Annotated in this window: 19 protein-coding genes; 8 read left to right on the top strand and 11 right to left on the bottom strand. The window is 73.2% G+C overall.

What is annotated here, in order from left to right; translation table 11 throughout:
- Window positions 1-11 precede the first annotated feature (11 nt).
- On the top strand, window positions 12-701 hold the full coding sequence (rplA, locus tag WFJ01_RS14845; RefSeq protein ID WP_045250756.1) for a 50S ribosomal protein L1: 690 nt from the start codon (window positions 12-14) through the stop codon (window positions 699-701).
- 108 nt (window positions 702-809) lie between these two features.
- On the opposite strand, the gene WFJ01_RS14840 is transcribed toward rplA, so the two are convergent.
- Genes WFJ01_RS14840 through idi form a run of 7 tightly spaced genes read right to left on the bottom strand, consistent with a single transcriptional unit; the run spans window position 810 to window position 6,428 of the window.
- Window positions 810-1,703 carry a prenyltransferase gene (locus WFJ01_RS14840; RefSeq protein WP_251438695.1) on the bottom strand — a complete coding sequence of 298 codons (894 nt, stop codon included), beginning with the start codon at window positions 1,701-1,703 and terminating at the stop codon, window positions 810-812.
- Complete coding sequence (locus WFJ01_RS14835) at window positions 1,700-2,062, bottom strand: lycopene cyclase domain-containing protein (RefSeq protein WP_336629489.1); 363 nt, start codon at window positions 2,060-2,062, stop codon at window positions 1,700-1,702. The genes WFJ01_RS14840 and WFJ01_RS14835 overlap by 4 nt, the downstream gene beginning before the upstream one ends.
- Window positions 2,059-2,388 (bottom strand): lycopene cyclase domain-containing protein, encoded by a 330-nt coding sequence (locus WFJ01_RS14830; RefSeq protein ID WP_292885050.1) that lies wholly within the window; start codon window positions 2,386-2,388, stop codon window positions 2,059-2,061. Before WFJ01_RS14830 ends, WFJ01_RS14835 begins: the two co-directional genes overlap by 4 nt.
- Window positions 2,385-3,935, bottom strand: a complete 1,551-nt coding sequence (crtI, locus tag WFJ01_RS14825) for a phytoene desaturase family protein (protein WP_336629488.1) — start codon at window positions 3,933-3,935, stop codon at window positions 2,385-2,387. The genes WFJ01_RS14830 and crtI overlap by 4 nt, the downstream gene beginning before the upstream one ends.
- The gene (locus WFJ01_RS14820) at window positions 3,932-4,825 is read right to left on the bottom strand and encodes a phytoene/squalene synthase family protein (protein WP_295032842.1); all 894 of its coding nucleotides are present in this window, start codon (window positions 4,823-4,825) and stop codon (window positions 3,932-3,934) included. The genes crtI and WFJ01_RS14820 overlap by 4 nt, the downstream gene beginning before the upstream one ends.
- A complete protein-coding gene (locus tag WFJ01_RS14815) occupies window positions 4,822-5,877 on the bottom strand; it encodes a polyprenyl synthetase family protein (RefSeq protein WP_336629487.1) in 1,056 nt (351 codons plus the stop codon). The genes WFJ01_RS14820 and WFJ01_RS14815 overlap by 4 nt, the downstream gene beginning before the upstream one ends.
- Window positions 5,874-6,428 carry an isopentenyl-diphosphate Delta-isomerase gene (idi, locus tag WFJ01_RS14810; protein WP_336629486.1) on the bottom strand — a complete coding sequence of 185 codons (555 nt, stop codon included), beginning with the start codon at window positions 6,426-6,428 and terminating at the stop codon, window positions 5,874-5,876. The genes WFJ01_RS14815 and idi overlap by 4 nt, the downstream gene beginning before the upstream one ends.
- 72 nt (window positions 6,429-6,500) lie before the next feature.
- Between idi and WFJ01_RS14805 the strand changes: the two genes are divergently transcribed.
- Window positions 6,501-7,103, top strand: a complete 603-nt coding sequence (locus WFJ01_RS14805; RefSeq protein WP_336629485.1) for a MarR family winged helix-turn-helix transcriptional regulator — start codon at window positions 6,501-6,503, stop codon at window positions 7,101-7,103.
- An 18-nt stretch (window positions 7,104-7,121) separates the two neighbouring features.
- Here the strand turns inward: WFJ01_RS14805 and WFJ01_RS14800 are convergent, their stop codons facing one another.
- Complete coding sequence (locus tag WFJ01_RS14800; RefSeq protein ID WP_295032864.1) at window positions 7,122-7,784, bottom strand: LysE/ArgO family amino acid transporter; 663 nt, start codon at window positions 7,782-7,784, stop codon at window positions 7,122-7,124.
- 70 nt (window positions 7,785-7,854) lie between these two features.
- Here WFJ01_RS14800 and WFJ01_RS14795 point away from each other — a divergent pair, with 70 nt between their 5' ends.
- From WFJ01_RS14795 to WFJ01_RS14780, 4 genes are all read left to right on the top strand, one after another.
- On the top strand, window positions 7,855-8,745 hold the full coding sequence (locus tag WFJ01_RS14795; protein ID WP_295032847.1) for a LysR family transcriptional regulator ArgP: 891 nt from the start codon (window positions 7,855-7,857) through the stop codon (window positions 8,743-8,745).
- Between the two features lie 75 nt (window positions 8,746-8,820).
- A complete protein-coding gene (locus tag WFJ01_RS14790) occupies window positions 8,821-9,852 on the top strand; it encodes a biliverdin-producing heme oxygenase (protein WP_336629484.1) in 1,032 nt (343 codons plus the stop codon).
- A gap of 218 nt (window positions 9,853-10,070) precedes the next feature.
- Window positions 10,071-12,512, top strand: a complete 2,442-nt coding sequence (locus WFJ01_RS14785; protein WP_336629483.1) for an HtaA domain-containing protein — start codon at window positions 10,071-10,073, stop codon at window positions 12,510-12,512.
- Window positions 12,513-12,607: 95 nt separating this feature from the next.
- Entirely contained in the window at window positions 12,608-13,435 is an 828-nt protein-coding gene (locus tag WFJ01_RS14780; RefSeq protein ID WP_336629482.1) for an HtaA domain-containing protein, read from the top strand.
- 52 nt (window positions 13,436-13,487) lie between these two features.
- Here WFJ01_RS14780 and WFJ01_RS14775 read toward each other — a convergent pair whose 3' ends face one another.
- Both WFJ01_RS14775 and WFJ01_RS14770 read right to left on the bottom strand, forming a co-directional pair.
- Window positions 13,488-14,291: a heme ABC transporter ATP-binding protein gene (locus WFJ01_RS14775; protein ID WP_336629481.1), complete on the bottom strand. Its 804-nt coding sequence runs from the start codon at window positions 14,289-14,291 to the stop codon at window positions 13,488-13,490.
- Entirely contained in the window at window positions 14,288-15,451 is a 1,164-nt protein-coding gene (locus WFJ01_RS14770; protein ID WP_336629480.1) for a FecCD family ABC transporter permease, read from the bottom strand. The genes WFJ01_RS14775 and WFJ01_RS14770 overlap by 4 nt, the downstream gene beginning before the upstream one ends.
- Window positions 15,452-15,540: 89 nt before the next feature.
- On the opposite strand from WFJ01_RS14770, the gene WFJ01_RS14765 reads away from it, so the two are divergent.
- Together WFJ01_RS14765 and ligD are read left to right on the top strand one after the other, a co-directional pair.
- Window positions 15,541-16,656, top strand: a complete 1,116-nt coding sequence (locus WFJ01_RS14765) for a heme/hemin ABC transporter substrate-binding protein (RefSeq protein WP_336629479.1) — start codon at window positions 15,541-15,543, stop codon at window positions 16,654-16,656.
- 75 nt (window positions 16,657-16,731) lie between these two features.
- Entirely contained in the window at window positions 16,732-17,793 is a 1,062-nt protein-coding gene (gene ligD, locus WFJ01_RS14760) for a non-homologous end-joining DNA ligase (RefSeq protein WP_336629478.1), read from the top strand.
- 9 nt (window positions 17,794-17,802) lie between these two features.
- On the opposite strand, the gene WFJ01_RS14755 is transcribed toward ligD, so the two are convergent.
- Entirely contained in the window at window positions 17,803-18,846 is a 1,044-nt protein-coding gene (locus tag WFJ01_RS14755; protein WP_336629477.1) for an ATP-dependent DNA ligase, read from the bottom strand.

Below are 18,846 nucleotides of genomic sequence, written 5' to 3'. Positions count from 1 at the left end.
GGGAGATAACAATGGCTACCAAGTCCAAGGCTTACAACGCTGCTGCCGCGAAGATCGAGGCAGACCGCTTCTACACCCCCGCCGAGGCCGTCGCCCTGGCGAAGGAGACCGGCTCCGCGAAGTTCGACTCGACCGTCGAGGTCGCGCTGAAGCTCTCCGTCGACCCGCGCAAGGCGGACCAGATGGTGCGCGGCACCGTCATCCTCCCGCACGGCACCGGCAAGACCGCCCGCGTCATCGTGTTCGCGACGGGTCCGGCCGCTGAGGCCGCGATCGCCGCGGGTGCGGACGAGGTCGGCGGCGCCGAGCTCATCGAGAAGGTCGCCGGCGGCTGGACCGCGTTCGACGCGGCCGTCTCCACCCCCGAGCTCATGGGCCAGGTCGGCCGTCTCGGCAAGGTGCTGGGTCCGCGTGGCCTGATGCCGAACCCGAAGACCGGCACTGTGACCCCGAACGCGGCCAAGGCCGTCGAGGAGATCAAGGGCGGCAAGATCGAGTTCCGCGTCGACAAGCACGCCAACGTGCACTTCGTCGTCGGCAAGGCGTCGTTCTCGGCCGAGCAGCTCGACGAGAACATGAAGGCCGCGCTCGAGGAGATCGTCCGCCTCAAGCCGTCCAGCTCGAAGGGCCGCTACATCCAGAAGGGCGCCGTGTCGACCACGTTCGGCCCCGGCATCCCGCTGGACGTCAACGCCATCTGAGCCTGAACGCCCAGGCATCGCCTGGCGCTCACTCGCGAAGGCCCGCACCGGTTCGCCGGGGCGGGCCTTCGTCGTGCGCGCTCGCCGCGCGGCAGCGGTCCCGGCCGGTCAGAACGCCGTGCCGCCGAGGAACGCCCACCAGATCAGCAGCATCGTCGCGAGGAAGCCGCAGAGGTAGTTCAGCAGGAGGAAGCGGCGCCAGCCGCGGTTCGTCGTTCCCGACTCCGCATCCGAGACCGAGCGGAACGGCCACACCGCACCGAGATAGGGCAGTGCGAGCAGCGCGCCCAGCGGACCCGGCCAGACCGTGAAGAGCATGAGCGCACCCGCGAGGGTCCACATCGACAGGGCGAAGCGCACGGTGCGCCGCGCGCCCAGCACCGTGGCGATCGAGGAGATCCCCGCCTCCCGATCCGGCACGACGTCCTGCACCGCGCCGAACGCATGGCTCGCGACGCCCCAGGCGAAGAACGCGAGCAGCAGCATCGTGAGCGGGAGGCTCGGCTCCGCACCGGCGAGGACGAGCCCGTAGACCGCCGGCGAGACGAAGTGCACGCTCGAGGTGACGGAGTCGAGGAACGGGATCTCCTTGAACCGCAGCCCCGGTGCGGAGTAGGCGACCACTGCGAACAGGCTGATCGCGAGCACGATCCAGGACAGCGGGTTCCCCTGCACGACGAGCGCGGCGACGAACGGCACCGGCAGCAGCACGGACCAGGCCAGCACCGCACGATGGCGGGCGGGGGAGAGCACCGCCCCCTCGGCGCCGCCCTTGCGCGGGTTCGCGAGGTCGGAGGCGTAGTCGAAGACGTCGTTGATGCCGTACATCGTGAGGTTGTACGGCACGAGGAAGAACAGCGTCCCGATCACGAACGCCGCGTCGACGCGTCCAGTGGTGAGCAGGTACGCGGCGGCGAAGCCGAAGGCGGTGTTGATCCAGCTCAGCGGGCGCGAGGTCAGCAGCAGGTCGCGGGTCAGGGAGGGGGCGACGGCGGAGCTCATCGGCGTGCCTCCTCGGAGGATCCCGTCCCGTCGCCGTGCAGGGCATCCGGAGCCGGCCGCGGCGCCCGGCGGCCGAGACTCCACAGCGCCGTGCCGAGCAGTGCGGCCGCGAGCGGATAGGCGAGGTCCTCGATCGGGGCGAGCCCGATCCGGATCCCGCTGATCTGCTCCGGGTCATAGGTGAACAGGCCCGCCGCGATCATCAGGGAGTCGAAGACGACCGTGAGCGCGACGAGCAGGACGATCGTGGCGAGGAGGGCCGGACCGTGCCCGGGCGGCCTGCGTCGCCAGGCGAGCGCCTGCACGAGCACGCAGGGCACCAGGAAGACCGCGTCGACGATCAGGTAGGCGGCCTTCATGCGCGACGCTCCCTGCGGCTCTCCAGGATCCGCCGCGAGCCCGCGTAGACCACCATCGTCAGCTGCACGAGGAAGAGGAGGAACACGGGCTCCTCGATCGGCAGGTGCGGGGCGAGCAGGATCCCCGTCGAGATCGGATTGCCCTCCCGCGAGAAGATCCCGGTCGCGATTCCCACGACGTCCCAGAGCAGCAGGAACGCCGTCCCCGTCAGGAGCACGGTCCACGCACGACGCGGCGCCGCCCAGAGGAACAACCGCCAGCGCGCGTCCACGAGCCCCACGCAGAGGATCGAGACGAGCAGCAGGCCGAGGTACAGGAGGGTCATCGCACGCCCTCCGGCACGGGCAGCGGGCCGGTCGTGCGATCGCCGCGGAACGCCTTGAGCACGAGCTCGGCGCTGATCAGGCACATCGGAAGGCCGATCCCGGGAAGCGTCGTCGCCCCGGCGTAGAAGAGCCCGCGCGTGGTCCGGGAGCGGGTGCGGCCGCGCAGGAACGCGCTCTGCCGCAGGGTGTGCGCCGGGCCCAGCGCCGAGCCGCGCCAGGAGTGCAGGTCGCGGGCGAAGTCCGCGGGCCCGACGGTGCGCCGCACGACGATCCGCTCGGCGAGGTCGGGGGCGCCCGCGTGCGCCGCGAGCGCGGCGATCGCGCGGTCGGCGACGCGCTCGACCGCGGACGCGCCGTCGCCGTCGACGCCCCCGGAGCCGATCGCGGGGTCGGCCGGCACGGGGACGAGCAGGAACAGGTTCTCGTGACCCTCCGGCGCGACGGAATCATCGGTCCGACTGGGGGCGCAGGCATAGAAGGACGCGGGATCCGGCACCCGGAGCGCATCGCCGAAGATCGCGTCGAAGTTCGCATCCCAGTCCTCCGTGAAGACGAGGTTGTGATGGACGAGCCCGGGGAGCCGGCCCCGGACGCCGAGCATCGCGAGCACGGCGCCCGTGCCGGGGTTGGCGCGCCGCCAGTGCCGGGGCGAGCGCTCGCGCGCCGCACCCGGCAGGAGGGCGGTGTCGCTGTGGTGCATGTCGACCGTGCTCACGACGCGGTCGAACCTCTCCTCGCGCACGAGCCCCTCGCGGGCGACGACGACTCCGCGGACCGCGCCGCCGTCGACGAGGATCCGGTGCACCCGTGCACCCGTGTGCAGACGCGCCCCCGCCTCCCGGGCGAGGCGGGCGAACGCCTCGATCACGGTGGTGAACCCGCCGCGCGGGTAGAGCACGCCCTCGGCGAGGTCGAAGGAGCTCATCAGATGGAACAGCGCGGGCGCGATGTCGGGCGAGCCGCCGAGGAAGACGGCGGGGTACTGCAGGATCTGCCGCAGCCGGCGGTCCGAGAACGACGCCTCGACCATGCTCCGCAGCGAGGTGCCGAGCAGCGTCGCGAGACGGGGCAGCTCGCGGAGCTCGCCGCCGGGCAGGAACGCCTTCGGATGCGAGAAGTCGGTGTAGAGGAAGCGGTCGTTCGCGATCCGCGCCGTGCGGGCGGCCGAGTCGAGGTGGCGCGCGAGGGCCGCGCCGGCCCCGGGCTCGACGGACTCGAACAGCGCGAGCGAGCGCTCGCGGTCCGAGTGCACGTCCAGCGGGGCCGCCCCGTCGGCGAAGAGGCGGTAGGCGGGATCCAGGCGGACGAGGTCGAGCTCCGCCGCGGCGGTCGTGCCGAGCAGCCGGAAGCAGTGCTCGAAGACCTCCGGCATGAGGTACCAGGACGGCCCGGTGTCGAAGCGGAAGCCGTCGCGCTCCCAGCTGCCGGCGCGCCCGCCGAGCTGTGCGGCCTGCTCGAAGAGGGTGACCTCGTGCCCGTCGGCGGCGAGCAGGGCCGCCGAGGCGAGCCCCGAGATGCCGCCGCCGAGCACGGCGACCCGGCTCACCGGTCGCTCCGCCGTGCCGTGCCGCTGCCGACCAGCGCGGCGCGCGCGAGCAACGCGGCCTTGCGCGCCGCCGGAACGCGTACTCGCCGTTCGACGAGCACGCGGGCCGGGGTGCGCCGTAGACGCGCGGACAGCTCGGAGTAGAGCAGGTGCGCGGCGGCGACCGCGCGGCGCGAGGATGACGGCAGCTCGCCGATCACGGCGCCTGCGATCGCGAGCTCCGCATCGATCCCGTCCAGGATCCGATCGCGCTGGGCATCGGTGAACGAGTGCGGATCGACCCCGGGCAGGTAGCGGCGGCCGAGCCCGTCGGCGTCCTCGCCGAGGTCGCGGAGGAAGTTCACCCGCTGGAACGCCGAGCCCAGCGCGATCGCGCCGCGATCCCAGCGGGCGTTCCGCACCGGATCCGGAGCGAGCCCGCGCCGGAAGGAGGCGAGGCACATGAGCCCGACGACCTCGGCCGAGCCGTGCACGTACTCGTCGAGCTCGCGCTCCTCGGTGAAGACGAGCGGGCTGAGATCGCGGCGCATCGATGCGAAGAACGGGCGGGTGAGGTCGTCGCCGATCCCCGTCGCCCGCGCGGTCGTGACGAACGCGTGCACGACGAGATTGGCGCTGTACCCCGAGCGGAGCGCGGCCTCCACCTCGCGCTCGAGGCCGTCGAGCACCTCCCGGCACTCCGGCGAGGACAGCCCGGCGTCCGTCGCGCACCCGTCGACGATCTCGTCGGCCACGCGGACGAGGGCGTAGATCGCGGCGAGGTCGGTGCGCACGGCGCGCGAGCAGAGCCGGCTCGCGAGACGGAACGAGGTCGAGTAGCTGTCCAGGACCTGGGCGGATCCGCGGGCCGCGGCGCGATCGTAGAGGGCGAGACCCGCGACGGCCGTCATCGGGTGCGCTCCGTCGCGCGGGCGATGACGCTCTCGAGCTCGGCGATCAGCGGGGCGGGCAGTGCGGAGAACAGGAGGGCGGCACGTGCCTCGGCGACCAGACCGGAGATCGCGGCCTCGGTGCGGGCCAGGCCGCCCGACTCCACGATCGCGGTCCGGAGCACGGCGGCGCCGCGCTCGTCGAGGCCGGGATCGCCGAACAGCGCGGACGCCTCCCGCCAGGACGCATGGCTGCGGGAGTGCGCGACGAGCAGCGTGACCTTGCCCTCGCGGAGGTCGGAGAGCACGGACTTGCCGGTGCGCTCAGGATCACCGAAGACGCCGAGCACGTCGTCCCTCGCCTGGAAGGCGATGCCGATCGTCGTCCCGATGAAGCCCAGCGTGTCGATCGCGGCGGGGTCCGCCCCGCCGAGCAGGGCGCCCATCCGGAGCGGGGCGCTGAACGAGTAGCGGGCGGTCTTGTGCTCCATGGTGCGCAGGACCGCCTCCTCGTCGGCGTCGCCGCGGAGTCCGAGGACGACGTCGGCGTGCTCGCCGACGGCCGCGGCCTCGATCGCGTCGCCCAGGACGGCGAGGAGCGCCCTGCGATGCGCGGTGGGGGCGTCGAGCTCGGCGATGAGGCGATGCGCGGCGGAGAGGAGGAGGTCGCCCGCGAGGATCGCGCAGCTGTCGCCGTAGCGGAGCGCGCCGGCCTCGTCGGCACCCGCGGCCTGCGCGGCGTCCCTCCGGCGGGCGATCAGGTTGGGCTCGCCCCGCCGCAGGACGTCGCGGTCGATCACGTCGTCGTGGAGGAGGAAGGCGAGATGGAGCAGCTCGAGCGCGGCGGCGGCGTGGACGGCGCTCTCCGCGGGCTCGCCGGCATACGCTCCCTGCGCCGCGAGCAGGAGGCGGGGGCGCAGGAGCTTGCCGCCCGCCGCGCCCTGGCGGGCCTCCTCCCAGACCGCGTCGAAGCCGGCGAGGTCGCCGAGCCGTCCTCCCGCGTCCTGGAAGACCCGGTCGATCACGGTCTCGACCTCCGCAAGCAGGTCCTCCGCGACGGCTCTGCCCGTCATGAGGCGAGCTCCTCGAGCCCGCGCCCGCCCAGGAAGGGCAGCAGCTGCGCCTGGAGCACGAGCCAGGGGCTGAACGCCCAGGGGGTGCGGCGCACCGACTCGGCGAGATCGTCCGGATCCACCCAGCGGTGCTCGACGACCTCGTCCGGGTGAGGGCGCGGGGTGTCCGAGGTGACCGCCAGGTACACCGGGCAGATCTCGTTCTCCACGATGCCTGTGGCGTCGGTGGCGCGGTAGCGGAAGAACGGCAGCACCGGCTCGACGGAGTCGAGGGTGATCCCGAGCTCATGCTCGGCCCGGCGGCGCACCGCCGCCACCAGCCCCTCGCCGGGAGCGGGGTGGCCGCAGAACGAGTTCGTCCAGACGCCCGGCCAGGCGGCCTTCGTGAGCGCACGGCGGGTGACGAGCAGCCGGCCGCGCGGGTCGAAGACATGGCAGGAGAACGCGAGGTGCAGGCGCGTGTCGGCGCCGTGCACCGTGCTCTTCGGGGCGGTGCCGATCTGCGCTCCCTCGGCGTTGAGGAGTACGACCATCTCGACGTCGGGGGTCATCGGGGCTCCTTTTGCTAACCGAGAAATTTACTAACCTGGTTAGGGATAGACTCTATGGCATAGAGTCCTCCCGTGGAAGTCCCCGAGTCCCAGCGCCGCATCGACCTCGCCATGGTCGATCCGCGACTCATCGATCCCCGCCGGGAGCTCGTGCACCGCGCCCATCTCTCCGATGGCGAGGTCGACGAGATCGTCGACCTGATGTCGGCGCTGCGCGCCTGGCACCGTGCCGCCGCACGGATGAGCGAGGCCTCACGGCGCTACATGAAGCTGAACGAGAACGACATGCGCGCGCTGCGCCTCCTCATCGCTTCGGAGAACGCGGGTGAACTCGTGACCGCCAGGGCCGTCGCCGACCACCTCGGCATCAGCAGCGCGGCGACGACGAAGATGCTCGATCGCCTCGAGCACGGAGGTCATGTGGAGCGCCGGCCCCATCCGGGTGACCGACGTGCGATCGTGCTCACGGTCACGCCCGAGACGCGCCTCGCGGCGCGCGAGAGCGTGGGCCGCCTGCATGCGCGGCGCTTCGACGTCGCCGCCCGGCTGTCCTCGGAGGAGCGCGGCATCGTCACGCGGTTCCTGCGCGAGCTCGCCACCACCGAAGAGGACGGCGGCATCGGGCGGGAGGGGGGCGCGGACGCCCTGGGCGGGACGGGCTCCGAGAACGGCTGACCGAGGGAGTCGCGCCGCTCAGCCGAAGAAGACCGGGAGCACGAGCGCGACGCCCATCACCACGAGCAGCACCGCGATGCCCGTGTCCAGGATCCGCCAGGCGCGCGGGGTGCGCAGCCAGCGTCCGAGGTGGCGCGCACCGTAGCCGAGCGCGAAGAACCACGTGACGCTGGCGAGGATCGCGCCGGCCGCGAACAGCCACCGGCCGTCGCCGTGCGTGGCGGCGATGCCGCCGATGAGCAGGACCGTGTCGAGGTAGACGTTCGGGTTGAGCCAGGTGAAGGCCAGCGTGGCCAGGATCACCGGCGCGAGCGGTGCGGTGCGCGTGAGGGTCGCCGTGCCCCGGCCGCCGGCCGCATCGGTCGCGGGTTCCGCGCCATCGGCGACGAGGGCCTCGCCCCCCGAGGCCCACGCACGCCGCGCGGCGAGGATCCCGTACACGATGAGCGAGATCGCGCCCGCCCACCGGGCCACGACGATCAGCCACGGCAGCGTCTTGACGAGGTAGCCGAGCCCCGCGGTTCCGGCCAGCACGAGTGCGGCGTCCGAGGCCGCGCAGATCAGCACCACGGGCAGCACGTGCTCGCGGCGCAGTCCCTGGCGCAGCACGTAGACGTTCTGGGCGCCGACGGCGACGATGAGCGAGAACATGAGGCCGAGGCCGGAGAGCAGGGTGAGCACGGAATGACGATACGGGCCGCGGAACTTCAGCACCAGCGAACATACCTTAAGCCAGATTAGGATCTCTGATGTGCAGGTGGATCCGGAGGCGGCGCGCACCGTGGCCGCCGTGCTCGACGAGGGCAGCTTCGAGGGCGCGGCGCGGAGGCTGCTCGTGACGCCGTCCGCCGTGAGCCAGCGCGTCAAGACGCTCGAGCAGCAGCTCGGCCGGATCCTGCTCGTACGCAGCAAGCCCGCGCGCGCGACCGAGGCGGGGGAGGCGGTGGCGCGGTTCGGACGCCAGGTCGCGCTCCTCGAGCGGGATGCGATCACGGGATCCGGGCTCGCCGGCGAGGCCGAAGGCGCCAGGGTGCGCATCCCCCTCGCCGTCAACGCCGACTCGATGGCGACGTGGTTCCTCGCGCCGCTCGCGCGGCTGTCCGCCCGCCATGACGTGGAGTTCGACCTGCATCGCGACGACCAGAACTTCACGGCCCGGCTGCTCGAGTCCGGCGCGGTGATGGCCGCGGTGACCAGCGAGTCTGAGCCGGTCGGCGGCTGCCGGGTGGAGGCCCTCGGCGCCCTGCGCTACGTGGCCGCGGCATCGCCGGGGTTCGCCCGCCGGTGGTTCGCCGACGGGGTGACCGCCGCCGCGCTCGCCCGGGCGCCCTTCGTCGACTTCGATCGCCGCGACGTGCTGCAGCAGGACTGGCTGCGCGAGCGCGGGGTGGATCCCTGGCCCGTGCCGCGCCACCACGTGCCGGCGTCGGCGGACTTCTCGGTCGCCGTCGAGCTCGGACTGGGCTGGGCGCTGCTGCCCGTGCCGCACGCCGAGGCGGCACTCGCCGACGGGCGCCTGGTGCGGCTCGACGACGGCGAGCTCGCGTCGCCGCTGTACTGGCAGCAGTGGAACCTGCGCTCCGAGCTGCTGGATGCGATCGCGGCGGAGATCCGCGCCGAGGCCGATCGGGTGCTGCGCTGAACGGCCGGGATGTGGCAGGTGCGGATCCATCGTGCTTAGATAGGTGAGGCTTACCTAATACCCGAGAGGCCCGCCATGACTTTCGACCCCGCCGTCGTCGCCGCCGTGACCGCGCACATGAACGACGACCACCCGGAGGACAACCTCCTCATCGCGCGGGCGTTCGGGCACCCCGAGGCCACGGCCGCGCGCATGACCGGGGTCGCGGCCGGCCACGGGACGTGGTCGGTGTCGGGGCCCCAGGGCGTGCACGAGCTCGTCGTCCCCTGGGCTGGCGGGCCGATCGCCGATCGACCGCAGATCCGTCGCGCCGTCGTCATGCTCTACCGCGCCGCGTGCGAACGTCTCGGCGTGCCCGCCCGGCAGGAGCACGATGCGGCCCCCGGCGGGGCCCACCCGCACCCCCACGGAAGCCAGGGCGGCGCGCCGCATGCCGCTCCGCACGGGGGAGGGGACGACGCCGAGCCGGGCTTCGCACGGCGCCTGCGCGAGGCGACCTGGTCCGATCACGGCGACAGCGAGGGCGCCACGTTCATGACCGACATCATGCGCGGTCGCGGCACTCTCGCCGACTACACCGATCTCGTCGCGCAGCACTGGTTCATGTACGAGGCGCTGGAGGAGGCGGCCGGGATGTTGAGCGCCGACCCCGCTCTCGCGGAGCTGCACCCGGAGGGGCTGCGGCGGATGGCGGCGCTCGAGCTGGATCTCGCCCACCTGCGCGGTCCGCGCTGGCGCGCCGGGATCGCCGCGCTGCCGGCCACCGCGGCCTACGCCGAGCGGATCCGCCAGGTGGCCGCGGAGGGGTGGACCGCCGGAATCGTCGCCCACCACTACACCCGCTATCTCGGCGACCTCTCCGGGGGGCAGGTGATCGCGCGTCGTGCGTCGGCGCAGTTCGGCTTCGACGGCGCGGGCGTCGCCTTCTACGACTTCGCCGAGCTCGGGGATCCCGCGGCCTTCAAGGGGCGCTATCGCGCCGTGCTCGACGCGTTCGGCGCGACGCTCGGCGATGCGGAGCAGGCCAGGATGCTCGCCGAGGTGAGGGTGGCCTACCGGTTCAACACGGACGTCTTCCTGGATCTCGGAGCCGCCCGCGCCGCCTGAGCGGACCCGGCACGACGCAGAGGATGCCCCCGGCCGATGGCCGGGGGCATCGCTGTTTGCACAAATAGATTAGGTGAGGCTAACCTAAGCAAAGGTTGAGAATCTGCTGAGCACGATGCCCGGGACGCCCGCTGCCGGAGTCCGCGCATCGGCCCGATCGGCGCGATTCCGACCTGCCCTGCACCCGAGTCCCGACCTCCCGTGAGGAGAACATCGACGTGAGAACCGAACCCGCCGTGCGCAGGCCGAGAGCCCTGCTCACCCTCATCACCACCGCGGTCCTGGCCGCTGGCGCCCTGCTGGCGCCCGCCGCCGCCGACGCGGCGCCCGCCGAGAGCGTCGTCTCCGACGCCACCCTCGACTGGGGGGTGAAGTCCTCGTTCGTCGGCTACGTGAAGAGCCCGATCGCCCACGGCCAGGTCTCCACGCTCGGGTCGGTCAGCGGCGCGTTCCACTGGTCCGGCGGCGCCGGCACCGCATCCGGCGACCTCTCCGGCGCGTCCGTGGAGTTCGGCGCCGGTGACGGAGTGCACTTCACCGGTCACGAGATGAACGGCGTGAGCGCGCTCGATCTGACGTTCACGCATCCGCAGGTCGTCGTCTCCGGGAGTGGCGCGACGCTGCTGCTCGACGTCACGGGGCGCGAGTTCAAGAGCATGACCGAGCCCGGACAGGTCTTCACCCGCACCGCGGTCGAGTTCGCCACGGTCTCGCTGGGCTCGCCGGCGGTCTCCGGCACGACCTACACGTGGCAGAACGCGCCGGTCACGCTGACCGCCGCGGGCGCCGAGGCGTTCGGCGGCTTCTACGCCGCGGGCACGGCGCTGGACCCGCTCACCCTGACCGCGACCGTCACGGCTCCCGCGGCGCCGACCAGCACGACGCTGTCCGCCGCCGCCACGTCGATCGACCAGGGGCAGGGCGTGGTGCTGACCGCGACGGTGTCGCCCGCAGCGGCCGGCACGGTGACGTTCCACGACGGCGGCTCGGTGCTCGGCACCGCACCCGTCTCCGGGGGGTCGGCGAGCTTCACGGCCACCGGGCTCGCCGCGGGGGCGCACGCGCTCACGGCGAGCTTCGCACCGGACGACTCCGCGGCCTTCCAGGCGTCGGCGTCCGGCCAGGTCACCGTCACCGTGAAGGGCGCGACCGAGCCCGAGCAGCCCGGCACCTTCGTCCCCGCCGTGCAGGTGTTCCTCGCCGACGGCGTGACGCCGGTCGGATCCACCCCGGTCTACACGGGCGACGAGCTCGTCGTGAAGGGCACCGGCTTCGACCCCGCCGCGAACGTCGGCGGTCGTGGGATCCCGGTCCCGGCGACGCTGCCCCAGGGCGACTACGTCGTGTTCGGCAGCTTCGCGGCGGAGTGGAAGCCCTCCGCCGGTGCCGCCGCCACCACCCGCAAGGTGGCCACCCAGGGCTGGGCGCTCACCCCGGCGACGCTCGACGCGATCCCCGCGCAGTACCGCGAGACCGTGCGCGCGCAGTGGATCGAGCTCGCGTCCGATGGCTCCTTCAGCTGGCGGACCACCGTCGGCGCCGTCGACCAGGCTCCCGCGGGCGGCGCCTACGGCGTCTACACCTACGCCGCGGGCGGTCAGAAGAACGCCGCCCAGGAGATCGGCGTTCCGGTCAACTTCCAGGGCGAGCGCCCCGTCCCCGTGCCCGCGCTCGAGATCGTCCCGGGCAGCGGCGACGAGATCCGCGTCGGCGGCGCCGCCCGGTTCCGGGTCACGGGCCTGAGCAAGGGCGACACGGTGCGCTTCGTCGTGCACTCCGACCCGGTCGACGCCGGCACCGCCGTCGCGGACGCGGACGGCGTGGCACGCACGACCTGGACGGTTCCCGCGGACTTCGCCACCGGAGCGCACGAGGTGCAGGTCTTCCGGGTGGTCGACGGCACGACCGCCGATCAGCCCCTCGTGGCGCGCTCCTTCACGGTCGCCCCGCTGCTCGTCGACCCGAAGCCGCCGGTCGTGGTTCCGCCCGTCACGGAGGTGCCCGTCGTGGCGCCGAGCGTGCCGGTGTGCGTCGCCCGGGTCGTCGACGGCGGCAGCCTGGACTGGGGGCTCAAGCAGAGCTTCCGCTCCTATGTGCAGGGGCCGATCGCCAAGGGCGGCTTCTCGGGCGGATCCTTCTCCGCCGCGGGCGGCGCGCTGAACACGGAGGCCGGCGTGCACGGGCGCATCGCGTTCTCGGGCACGATCACCGCGACCGGGCACAACGGGCTGCTGGACTTCAGTCTCCGCAACCCGTCGATCGTGCTCAACGGATCGGGATCCGCGGCGCTGTACGCCCAGGTCCGCTCGACCGACACCACGGGCAAGCCCGCCGCCGACGGCACCGTGCACTTCGCGGATCTGTCCGTCGGAAGCGTCGACGCGTCCGGGGGCACGGTCTCCGTGAGCGGTGCGACCGCGACCCTCACCGCCGCGGGGGCGACGGCGTTCGCAGGCTTCTACCAGGCCGGCACGGTGCTGGATCCGGTGTCGTTCCAGGTCTCCCTGGGCGCGCAGACGGCCTGTGACGAGACGACGGACGCGTCGAGCGGTTCGCTCGCCACGACCGGATCCGAAACGCCGGTGGTCCCGATCGCGATGAGCGTCATGATGCTCCTCGCTGGTCTGGCCCTCGTCGCCGTCCGCCGCCGCGCGGTCTGACCGACAGCACGCGGATGCCCGCCCCGCACGTCCGGGGCGGGCATCCGCGTGCCCCCTGCTTCCCCGCGCCGTCCGCCGTCGTCTCAGGAGTTCCCATGACCCTTCCCCGTCCCCGTGCCGTCGCCGCCTCCGCGAGCCTGGTGCTCGGTGCGCTGCTGGCCGCCCCGGCGGCCGGAGCCGCCTCGATCCCGCCCGTCCCCGCCTCCGTCGCCACGGCGACGACGGGGTCCGCCTGCACCGTGCAGAGCGGCACCCTGACCTGGGGCGTGAAGGAGTCGTTCCGCTCCTACATCTCCGGATCGATCGCGAACGGCAGCTGGGACACCGCCGACGGCGCCACCTATGCCACGCCGGTGTTCACGTTCACCGGCGCGACCGGGCAGATCGATCCGACGACCGGCTCGGGGACCGTCTCGTTCGCGGGATCCGTGCACTTCACCGGCCATGGCGGCATCCTCGATCTCACCATCGCCGCGCCGACCCTCCAGATCGGAGAGGGCGGCAAGGCCGTGCTGCGCATGGACGTGCGCAGCAACGACACCTCGGGCGCGCCCGCCGTCGACACGAAGCAGGCTGAGATCGGGGGGCTCGCGACGCCGCTCGCCTTCGACGCGACGGCGGGCACGCTGGCCGGATCCGCCGTGCCGGTCACGCTGACCGCGCCCGGCGCGCCGGCGTTCGGCGGCTTCTATCAGGAGGGCGAGCAGCTGGACCCGCTCACCGCCGACGTCCGGCTGCACTGCGCGGCGCCGTCGCCGACCCCGACTCCGGCGTCGTCGACTCCCGCCGCCGTCTCCGCGTCCCCGGTCGCCGCGACCGACGCGGGCGCCCTGCCGTGGGCGCCCGTAGCCATCGGCGCGGGAGCGGTCGTCGTGGTGGGCGCCGTCGCGACGATCCTCGTCTCCCGCCGCCGGAGGTCCTGACCCGGGGGCGTCCGGCGGGGCGCCCATTCGGAGCACCCGGACCGGGCGCGGCTCACGCCGGGCGGTGCGGCAGGATGATCGCCCGTCCGGTCACCGGGTGCGGGATCACCTCGACCGGAGTGCGGTAGACCTCCGACACGGTGGCCGCGGTCAGCACCTCCTCCGGCGCTCCGTCCACGGCCACGCGCCCGTCCTGCAGCAGCATCACGCGGTCGGCGTACGCCGAGGCCAGGTTCAGGTCGTGCAGGATGATCAGCACGGCGTCCCCGGCGCGCGCATGCTCGCGCGCGAGGGAGAGCAGCGCCTCCTGATGTCCGAGATCGAGAGCCGCGGTCGGCTCGTCGAGCAGCAGAGCCCCCGTGCGTCCGGCGAGGACGCGCGCGAACGCCGTGCGCGCGCGCTCGCCGCCGGACAGCGAGGGAACGGCACGATCGACGAGACCGCCGATGTCGGCCGAGGCGACGGCCTCGAAGACGGCGTCGTCGTCCTCTGCCGCCCGCGTCGTGCGCCGCCACGGCGCCCGCCCCATGCGCACCACCTCGTGCACCGTGAACGGGAACGCCGTGGCGTTGTCCTGCAGCAGCACGCCGCGCCGCCGGGAGAGATCGCCCAGGCTCCAGGAGTGCAGGGGCCGCCCGTCGAACAGCACCTCGCCCGCGTCGGGGCGCAGGTCGCCGGCGAGCACGCCGAGCAGCGTCGACTTGCCGGCGCCGTTGGGCCCGAGCACCGCGAGCACCTCCCCGGCGCGCAGGGTGACGCTCACGTCGTCGAGCAGGACACGTCCGCCTCGGACCACCCGCACCCCTTCTGCCGTGCACACGGCGGTCCCGACGTGTGCGGCGAGCGGCGCGCTCATCCCCAGCCTCCCGCCGAGCGACGGGTCCGACGCAGCAGCCAGAAGAAGAACGGGCCGCCGACCAGCGAGGTGAGGATCCCGAGCGGCAGATCGGCCATCGGCACGAGCGTGCGCGCCCCGAGGTCGGCGAGGGTCAGCAGGAGCGCCCCGCCGAGTGCGCTCGCGGCGACGAGGGGCCGGTGGGCGGGGCCGAGCAGCATCCGCATGAGATGGGGGACCACGAGGCCCACGAACGCGATGATGCCGACGAAGGCGACGGCCGCTCCGACGAGGAGCGCGACGAGCACGATGGTGCCCAGGCGCAGCCGCTCCACGTGCACGCCGAGGTGGCGCGCCGTGCGCTCGCCGAGCGAGAGCAGATCGAGCCGGTGCGCGACCAGGAACGCGATGACCAGGCCGATCGCCAGCAGCGGCGCCACCACGGCGGCCTGGGACCACCGGCTGCCGGCGAGGCTGCCCAGCTGCCAGAAGACGATCTGCTCGCGCGACTGGGTGTCGCCGAGGAAGGTGAGCAGCGCGATCGCGGCGCCGGCGACCGCGTTCACGGCGATGCCGGTGAGCACGAGGGTGACGACCTCGGTGCGCCCCTCGGCGCGGCTGAGGGCGTAGACGGCGAGGCTCACGGCGAGACCGGTGAGGAACGCGAAGACCGGCACCGTCCAGGATCCGAGGAAGCCGATGCCGAACACGATGCAGACGCCGGCGCCGACGGCAGCCCCCGAGGAGACGCCCACGACCCCGGGCTCGGCGAGCGGGTTGCCGAACACCGCCTGCATGAGCAGGCCCGCCACGGCGAGGGCGGCGCCCACGAGGGCCGCCATCGCGACGCGGGGGAAGCGGATCGACCAGAGCGCGGACGAGACGACGTCGCTGGACGGCTCCGGAAGCGCCGTGATCCCGAGCGGGCGCAGCAGCACGCCCAGCACCTCGCCGGGCGGGACGGCCAACTGCCCGGCCCCCGCGGCGACGATCACGGACACGGCGAGAGCGATCGCCAGGCCGAGCGGCACCAGGATCCGCAGGGACGTCCGCGGCCCGCGGACGTCCGGCGCCGCCGCCGTCGGGACGGGGGCGTCCAGCCCGCCGTCACGAGGCGGCCGGCGAAGCGGTCGGCGCACCGATCCCGGAGGGGCGGCGGTCGTCGGAGGGGAGGGGGGCATGGATCCAGCTTAGGATAGGCTCACTTAATTAAATGCGCCGTCGGCTTCCGCTCGGACCATCGGCACCATCACGGGGAAGGGCGGAGCCGTTGCGCGGATTCCGGAGTCTCGTCGCGGCCGTCGCCGGCGCCGCACTCGTCCTGGCGCTGGCCGGGTGCACCGCCGATGCGGCGCCCCGTGCCGATGCGGCGCCGTCCTCGCGGGCGGCGCTGCCCCCGCTCTCCTCGCTCACGCCCGTCGCGGATCCGCGGACCGTCGAGGGACCGTCGACCGTGCCGATCGACGGTCCGTCGATGAGCCCGATCACGCCGCCCGCGGCGAAACTGCCGGCCACCGTGCAGTCCGAGGACGGCGGCGGACGCAGCGTGACGGTGCGCGACACCTCGCGCGTCATCGCGCTCTCGCTCAGCGGCACCGTCGCCGAGCTCGTGCACGCGCTGGGACTCGGCGACCGGCTCGTCGGGCGGGACGTCTCGACCGATCTGCCCGAGACCGCCGACCTGCCCGTCGTGACGAAGAAAGGGCACACGATCGACGCCGAGGCGGTCCTCGCGCTGCGACCGACGCTCATCCTCACGGACGGATCCATCGGCCCGGCCGACGTCGTCCTCCAGCTGGGGGACGCCGGCATCCCCGTCGTGACCGTGTCGCGTGCGGTCGACGAGGAGAGCACTCACCGCGCGATCACGCAGATCTCCGCAGCGCTGGGGATCCCGGCCGCCGCCGACACCGTGAGCACCGCGCTGCGTTCGGCCATCGCCGCCAAGACCGTCGAGATCCAGCGGCTGCTGCCCGCGGACCCTGCGCACCGCCCCCGGGTGGTCTTCCTGTACGTGCGCGGGACCGCGGGCATCTACTACCTCTTCGGTCGGGGCAGCGGCGCCGACAGCCTGATCGACGCGGTCGGCGCGGTGGACGCCGCCACGGAGGCGGGCTGGCAGGGCGAGCGTCCGATGACGCCCGAGGCGCTGGTGAAGCTCGATCCTGACGTGATCCTCGTGATGACCAAGGGGCTCGAGAGCGTCGGCGGCATCGACGGGCTGCTCGAGGCGCAGCCGAGCATCGCCCTCACGGCCGCCGGCAAGAACCGCAGGATCATCGACGCCGAGGACACCGAGATCTTCGCCGCGGGCACCCTCATCCCCGACATCATGGACGGCCTCGCCCGCGCGCTCTACGCACCGCAGTCGCTGCCCCGCGGCTGATCGCACCAGCAGTCGGATCTCCGCTCTCGCGGAGTCTCATGGCGCAAACGCGCCGGCGCCCCCTACCCTCGACTCATGGCATCCGAGCGCATCACGCTGACCATCCCCGGGCCCGAGGGCGAGCGGTCGCTGGATCTGTCCAGCCCGAACCGCGCGGTCTGGCCGGACGCCGAGGGCGGCCCCATCACCAAGGCCGAGCTCGCCGAGTACGTGCAGACGGTCGCGACGCCGTTCCTCGCCTCGACCGGCGACCGGCCCGTCTCGCTCGAGCGGTACCGCGACGGCATCTCCGGGGAGAGCTTCTTCTCGAAGAACCCGCCCAAGGGCACGCCCGACTTCGTGCAGAGCGTGATGTGCACCTACAACTCCGGCCGCAAGCACCCGCAGATCGTGCTCACCGAGGCCGCGGCCATCGTCTGGGCCGTGCAGATGAACACCGTCGTGTTCCACCCCTGGGCCTCGCTCGCATCGGACACGGACAACCCGGTGGAGCTGCGCATCGACCTCGACCCGCAGCCGGGCACGGGCTTCGCCGAGGCCATCCCTGCCGCGCACGAGCTGCGCGCCGTGCTGCGCGAAGCAGGGCTCGAGGCCTTCATCAAGACCAGCGGCAACCGCGGGCTGCACGTGTTCTGCCCGATCGTGCCGGAGTGGGAGTTCCTGACCGTGCGGCACGCCGTGATCGCGGCGGGGCGCGAGCTGGAGAGGCGGATGCCCGACCGCGTCACCACGGCGTGGTGGAAGGAGGAGCGCGGGGAGCGCATCTTCGTCGACTTCAACCAGGCCAACCGAGACCGCACCATGGCCGGCGCCTACAGCCCGCGCGCACTGGCCGGCGCCACGGTGTCGACCCCGGTCGAGTGGGACGAGCTCGACGGGGTGGATCCGACCCGGTTCACCGTGCGCACGGTCCCGCAGCGCCTCGCCGACGTCGGCGACCCGTGGGCGCGCATGCAGGACGCCCCGGGCCGCATCGACACGCTCCTGGCCTGGTGGGAGCGCGACGTGGAGAACGGGCTCGGCGAGATGCCGTTCCCGCCGGAGTTCCCCAAGATGCCCGGAGAGCCCCCGCGCGTGCAGCCCTCGAAGAAGGTCGCCGCGCACTGGGACGAGAACGGCGAACGCGTCGAGGAGTGAGCCCCGGCCTCAGTCGATGACGTCGCCGAGGTCGTAGCCGGCGACGGTCTCGAGCTGCTCGTAGGTGCAGGAGCGGGCCTCGCGGTCGTCGCGCCAGCGCTCGAACTGCACGGTGTGGCGGAACCGCCAGCCTTCGAGCTGGTCGTAGCGCACCTCGAGCACCCGCTCGGGGCGCAGCCGCACGAACGAGGTGTCCTTGCTGCCGCTGAACCGGGAGCGCTCGCCGTCGCCGGTCAGGGCTGTGCCGGACTCGTCGCGCTCCACGAGGGGCGCGAGGTCGTCGACCAGCTGCTGCCGCATCGCGTCGCTCCAGGCCGCGACGCCGCCGACCTGGCGCAGCACCCCGTCGTCCCCGAAGAGGCCGACGAGGAGGGATCCGACACCGGATCCGCTCTTGTGGATCCGGTAGCCGAGCGCGACCACGTCGGCGGTGCGGGCGTGCTTGATCTTGAACAGGGTGCGCTTGTTGGGCGCATAGGGCTGATCGAGGGGCTTCGCGACGACGCCGTCGAGGCCGGCGCCCTCGAACTCGGCGAGCCAGCGCCGGGCCGTGTCCGGGTCGGCCGTGGTGCGGGTGAGGTGCAGCGGGTGCGGGACGTCGGCGAGCAGCCTCTCCAGGCGTGCGCGTCGCTCGCCGAAGGGGAGCGGCTGCAGGTCCTCGTCGCCCGCGGCGAGGAGGTCGAACGCGATGAACATCGCCGGCGTCTCCGCCGAGAGCTTCTGCACCCGGGACGCGGCGGGGTGGATCCGCTGGCTCAGGGCCTCCCAGTCCAGGCGCTGGGAACCGGCCGGTCCGGATGCGACGACGATCTCGCCGTCGAGCAGGCACGGCCCGGGCAGCAGGCGCGGGATCGCCTCCACGAGCTCGGGGAAGTAGCGCGTCAGCGGCTTCGCGCCCCGTGAGCCGATCTCGACCGACTCGCCGTCCCACGAGATCAGTCCGCGGAACCCGTCCCACTTGGGCTCGTACAGCAGGCCGCCCGGGAACTTCGCCGGTTCGGGCACGGAAGCGGCGGCCTTCGCGAGCATCGGTGCGGGGATCTCGTAGCGCAT

The sequence above is a fragment of the Microbacterium sp. MMO-35 genome, from assembly GCF_037147555.1.
In the GTDB taxonomy this organism is placed as follows: domain Bacteria; phylum Actinomycetota; class Actinomycetes; order Actinomycetales; family Microbacteriaceae; genus Microbacterium.
This window is presented reverse-complemented; position numbering and strand designations above follow the sequence as displayed.

Excerpts from the sequence above, each read along its gene's own strand:
- idi (WP_336629486.1), bottom strand. The coding sequence starts at position 6,428 with ATGACCCCCGACGTCGAGATGGTCGTACTCCTCAACGCCGAGGGAGCG.
- WFJ01_RS14770 (WP_336629480.1), bottom strand. The coding sequence starts at position 15,451 with ATGCCCCCCTCCCCTCCGACGACCGCCGCCCCTCCGGGATCGGTGCGC.
- WFJ01_RS14840 (WP_251438695.1), bottom strand. The coding sequence starts at position 1,703 with ATGAGCTCCGCCGTCGCCCCCTCCCTGACCCGCGACCTGCTGCTGACC.
- WFJ01_RS14820 (WP_295032842.1), bottom strand. The coding sequence starts at position 4,825 with ATGACGGCCGTCGCGGGTCTCGCCCTCTACGATCGCGCCGCGGCCCGC.
- rplA (WP_045250756.1), top strand. The coding sequence starts at position 12 with ATGGCTACCAAGTCCAAGGCTTACAACGCTGCTGCCGCGAAGATCGAG.
- WFJ01_RS14775 (WP_336629481.1), bottom strand. The coding sequence starts at position 14,291 with ATGAGCGCGCCGCTCGCCGCACACGTCGGGACCGCCGTGTGCACGGCA.
- WFJ01_RS14815 (WP_336629487.1), bottom strand. The coding sequence starts at position 5,877 with ATGACGGGCAGAGCCGTCGCGGAGGACCTGCTTGCGGAGGTCGAGACC.
- WFJ01_RS14835 (WP_336629489.1), bottom strand. The coding sequence starts at position 2,062 with ATGAAGGCCGCCTACCTGATCGTCGACGCGGTCTTCCTGGTGCCCTGC.
- WFJ01_RS14790 (WP_336629484.1), top strand. The coding sequence starts at position 8,821 with ATGACTTTCGACCCCGCCGTCGTCGCCGCCGTGACCGCGCACATGAAC.
- WFJ01_RS14830 (WP_292885050.1), bottom strand. The coding sequence starts at position 2,388 with ATGACCCTCCTGTACCTCGGCCTGCTGCTCGTCTCGATCCTCTGCGTG.
- WFJ01_RS14755 (WP_336629477.1), bottom strand. The coding sequence starts at position 18,846 with ATGCGCTACGAGATCCCCGCACCGATGCTCGCGAAGGCCGCCGCTTCC.
- WFJ01_RS14780 (WP_336629482.1), top strand. The coding sequence starts at position 12,608 with ATGACCCTTCCCCGTCCCCGTGCCGTCGCCGCCTCCGCGAGCCTGGTG.
- ligD (WP_336629478.1), top strand. The coding sequence starts at position 16,732 with ATGGCATCCGAGCGCATCACGCTGACCATCCCCGGGCCCGAGGGCGAG.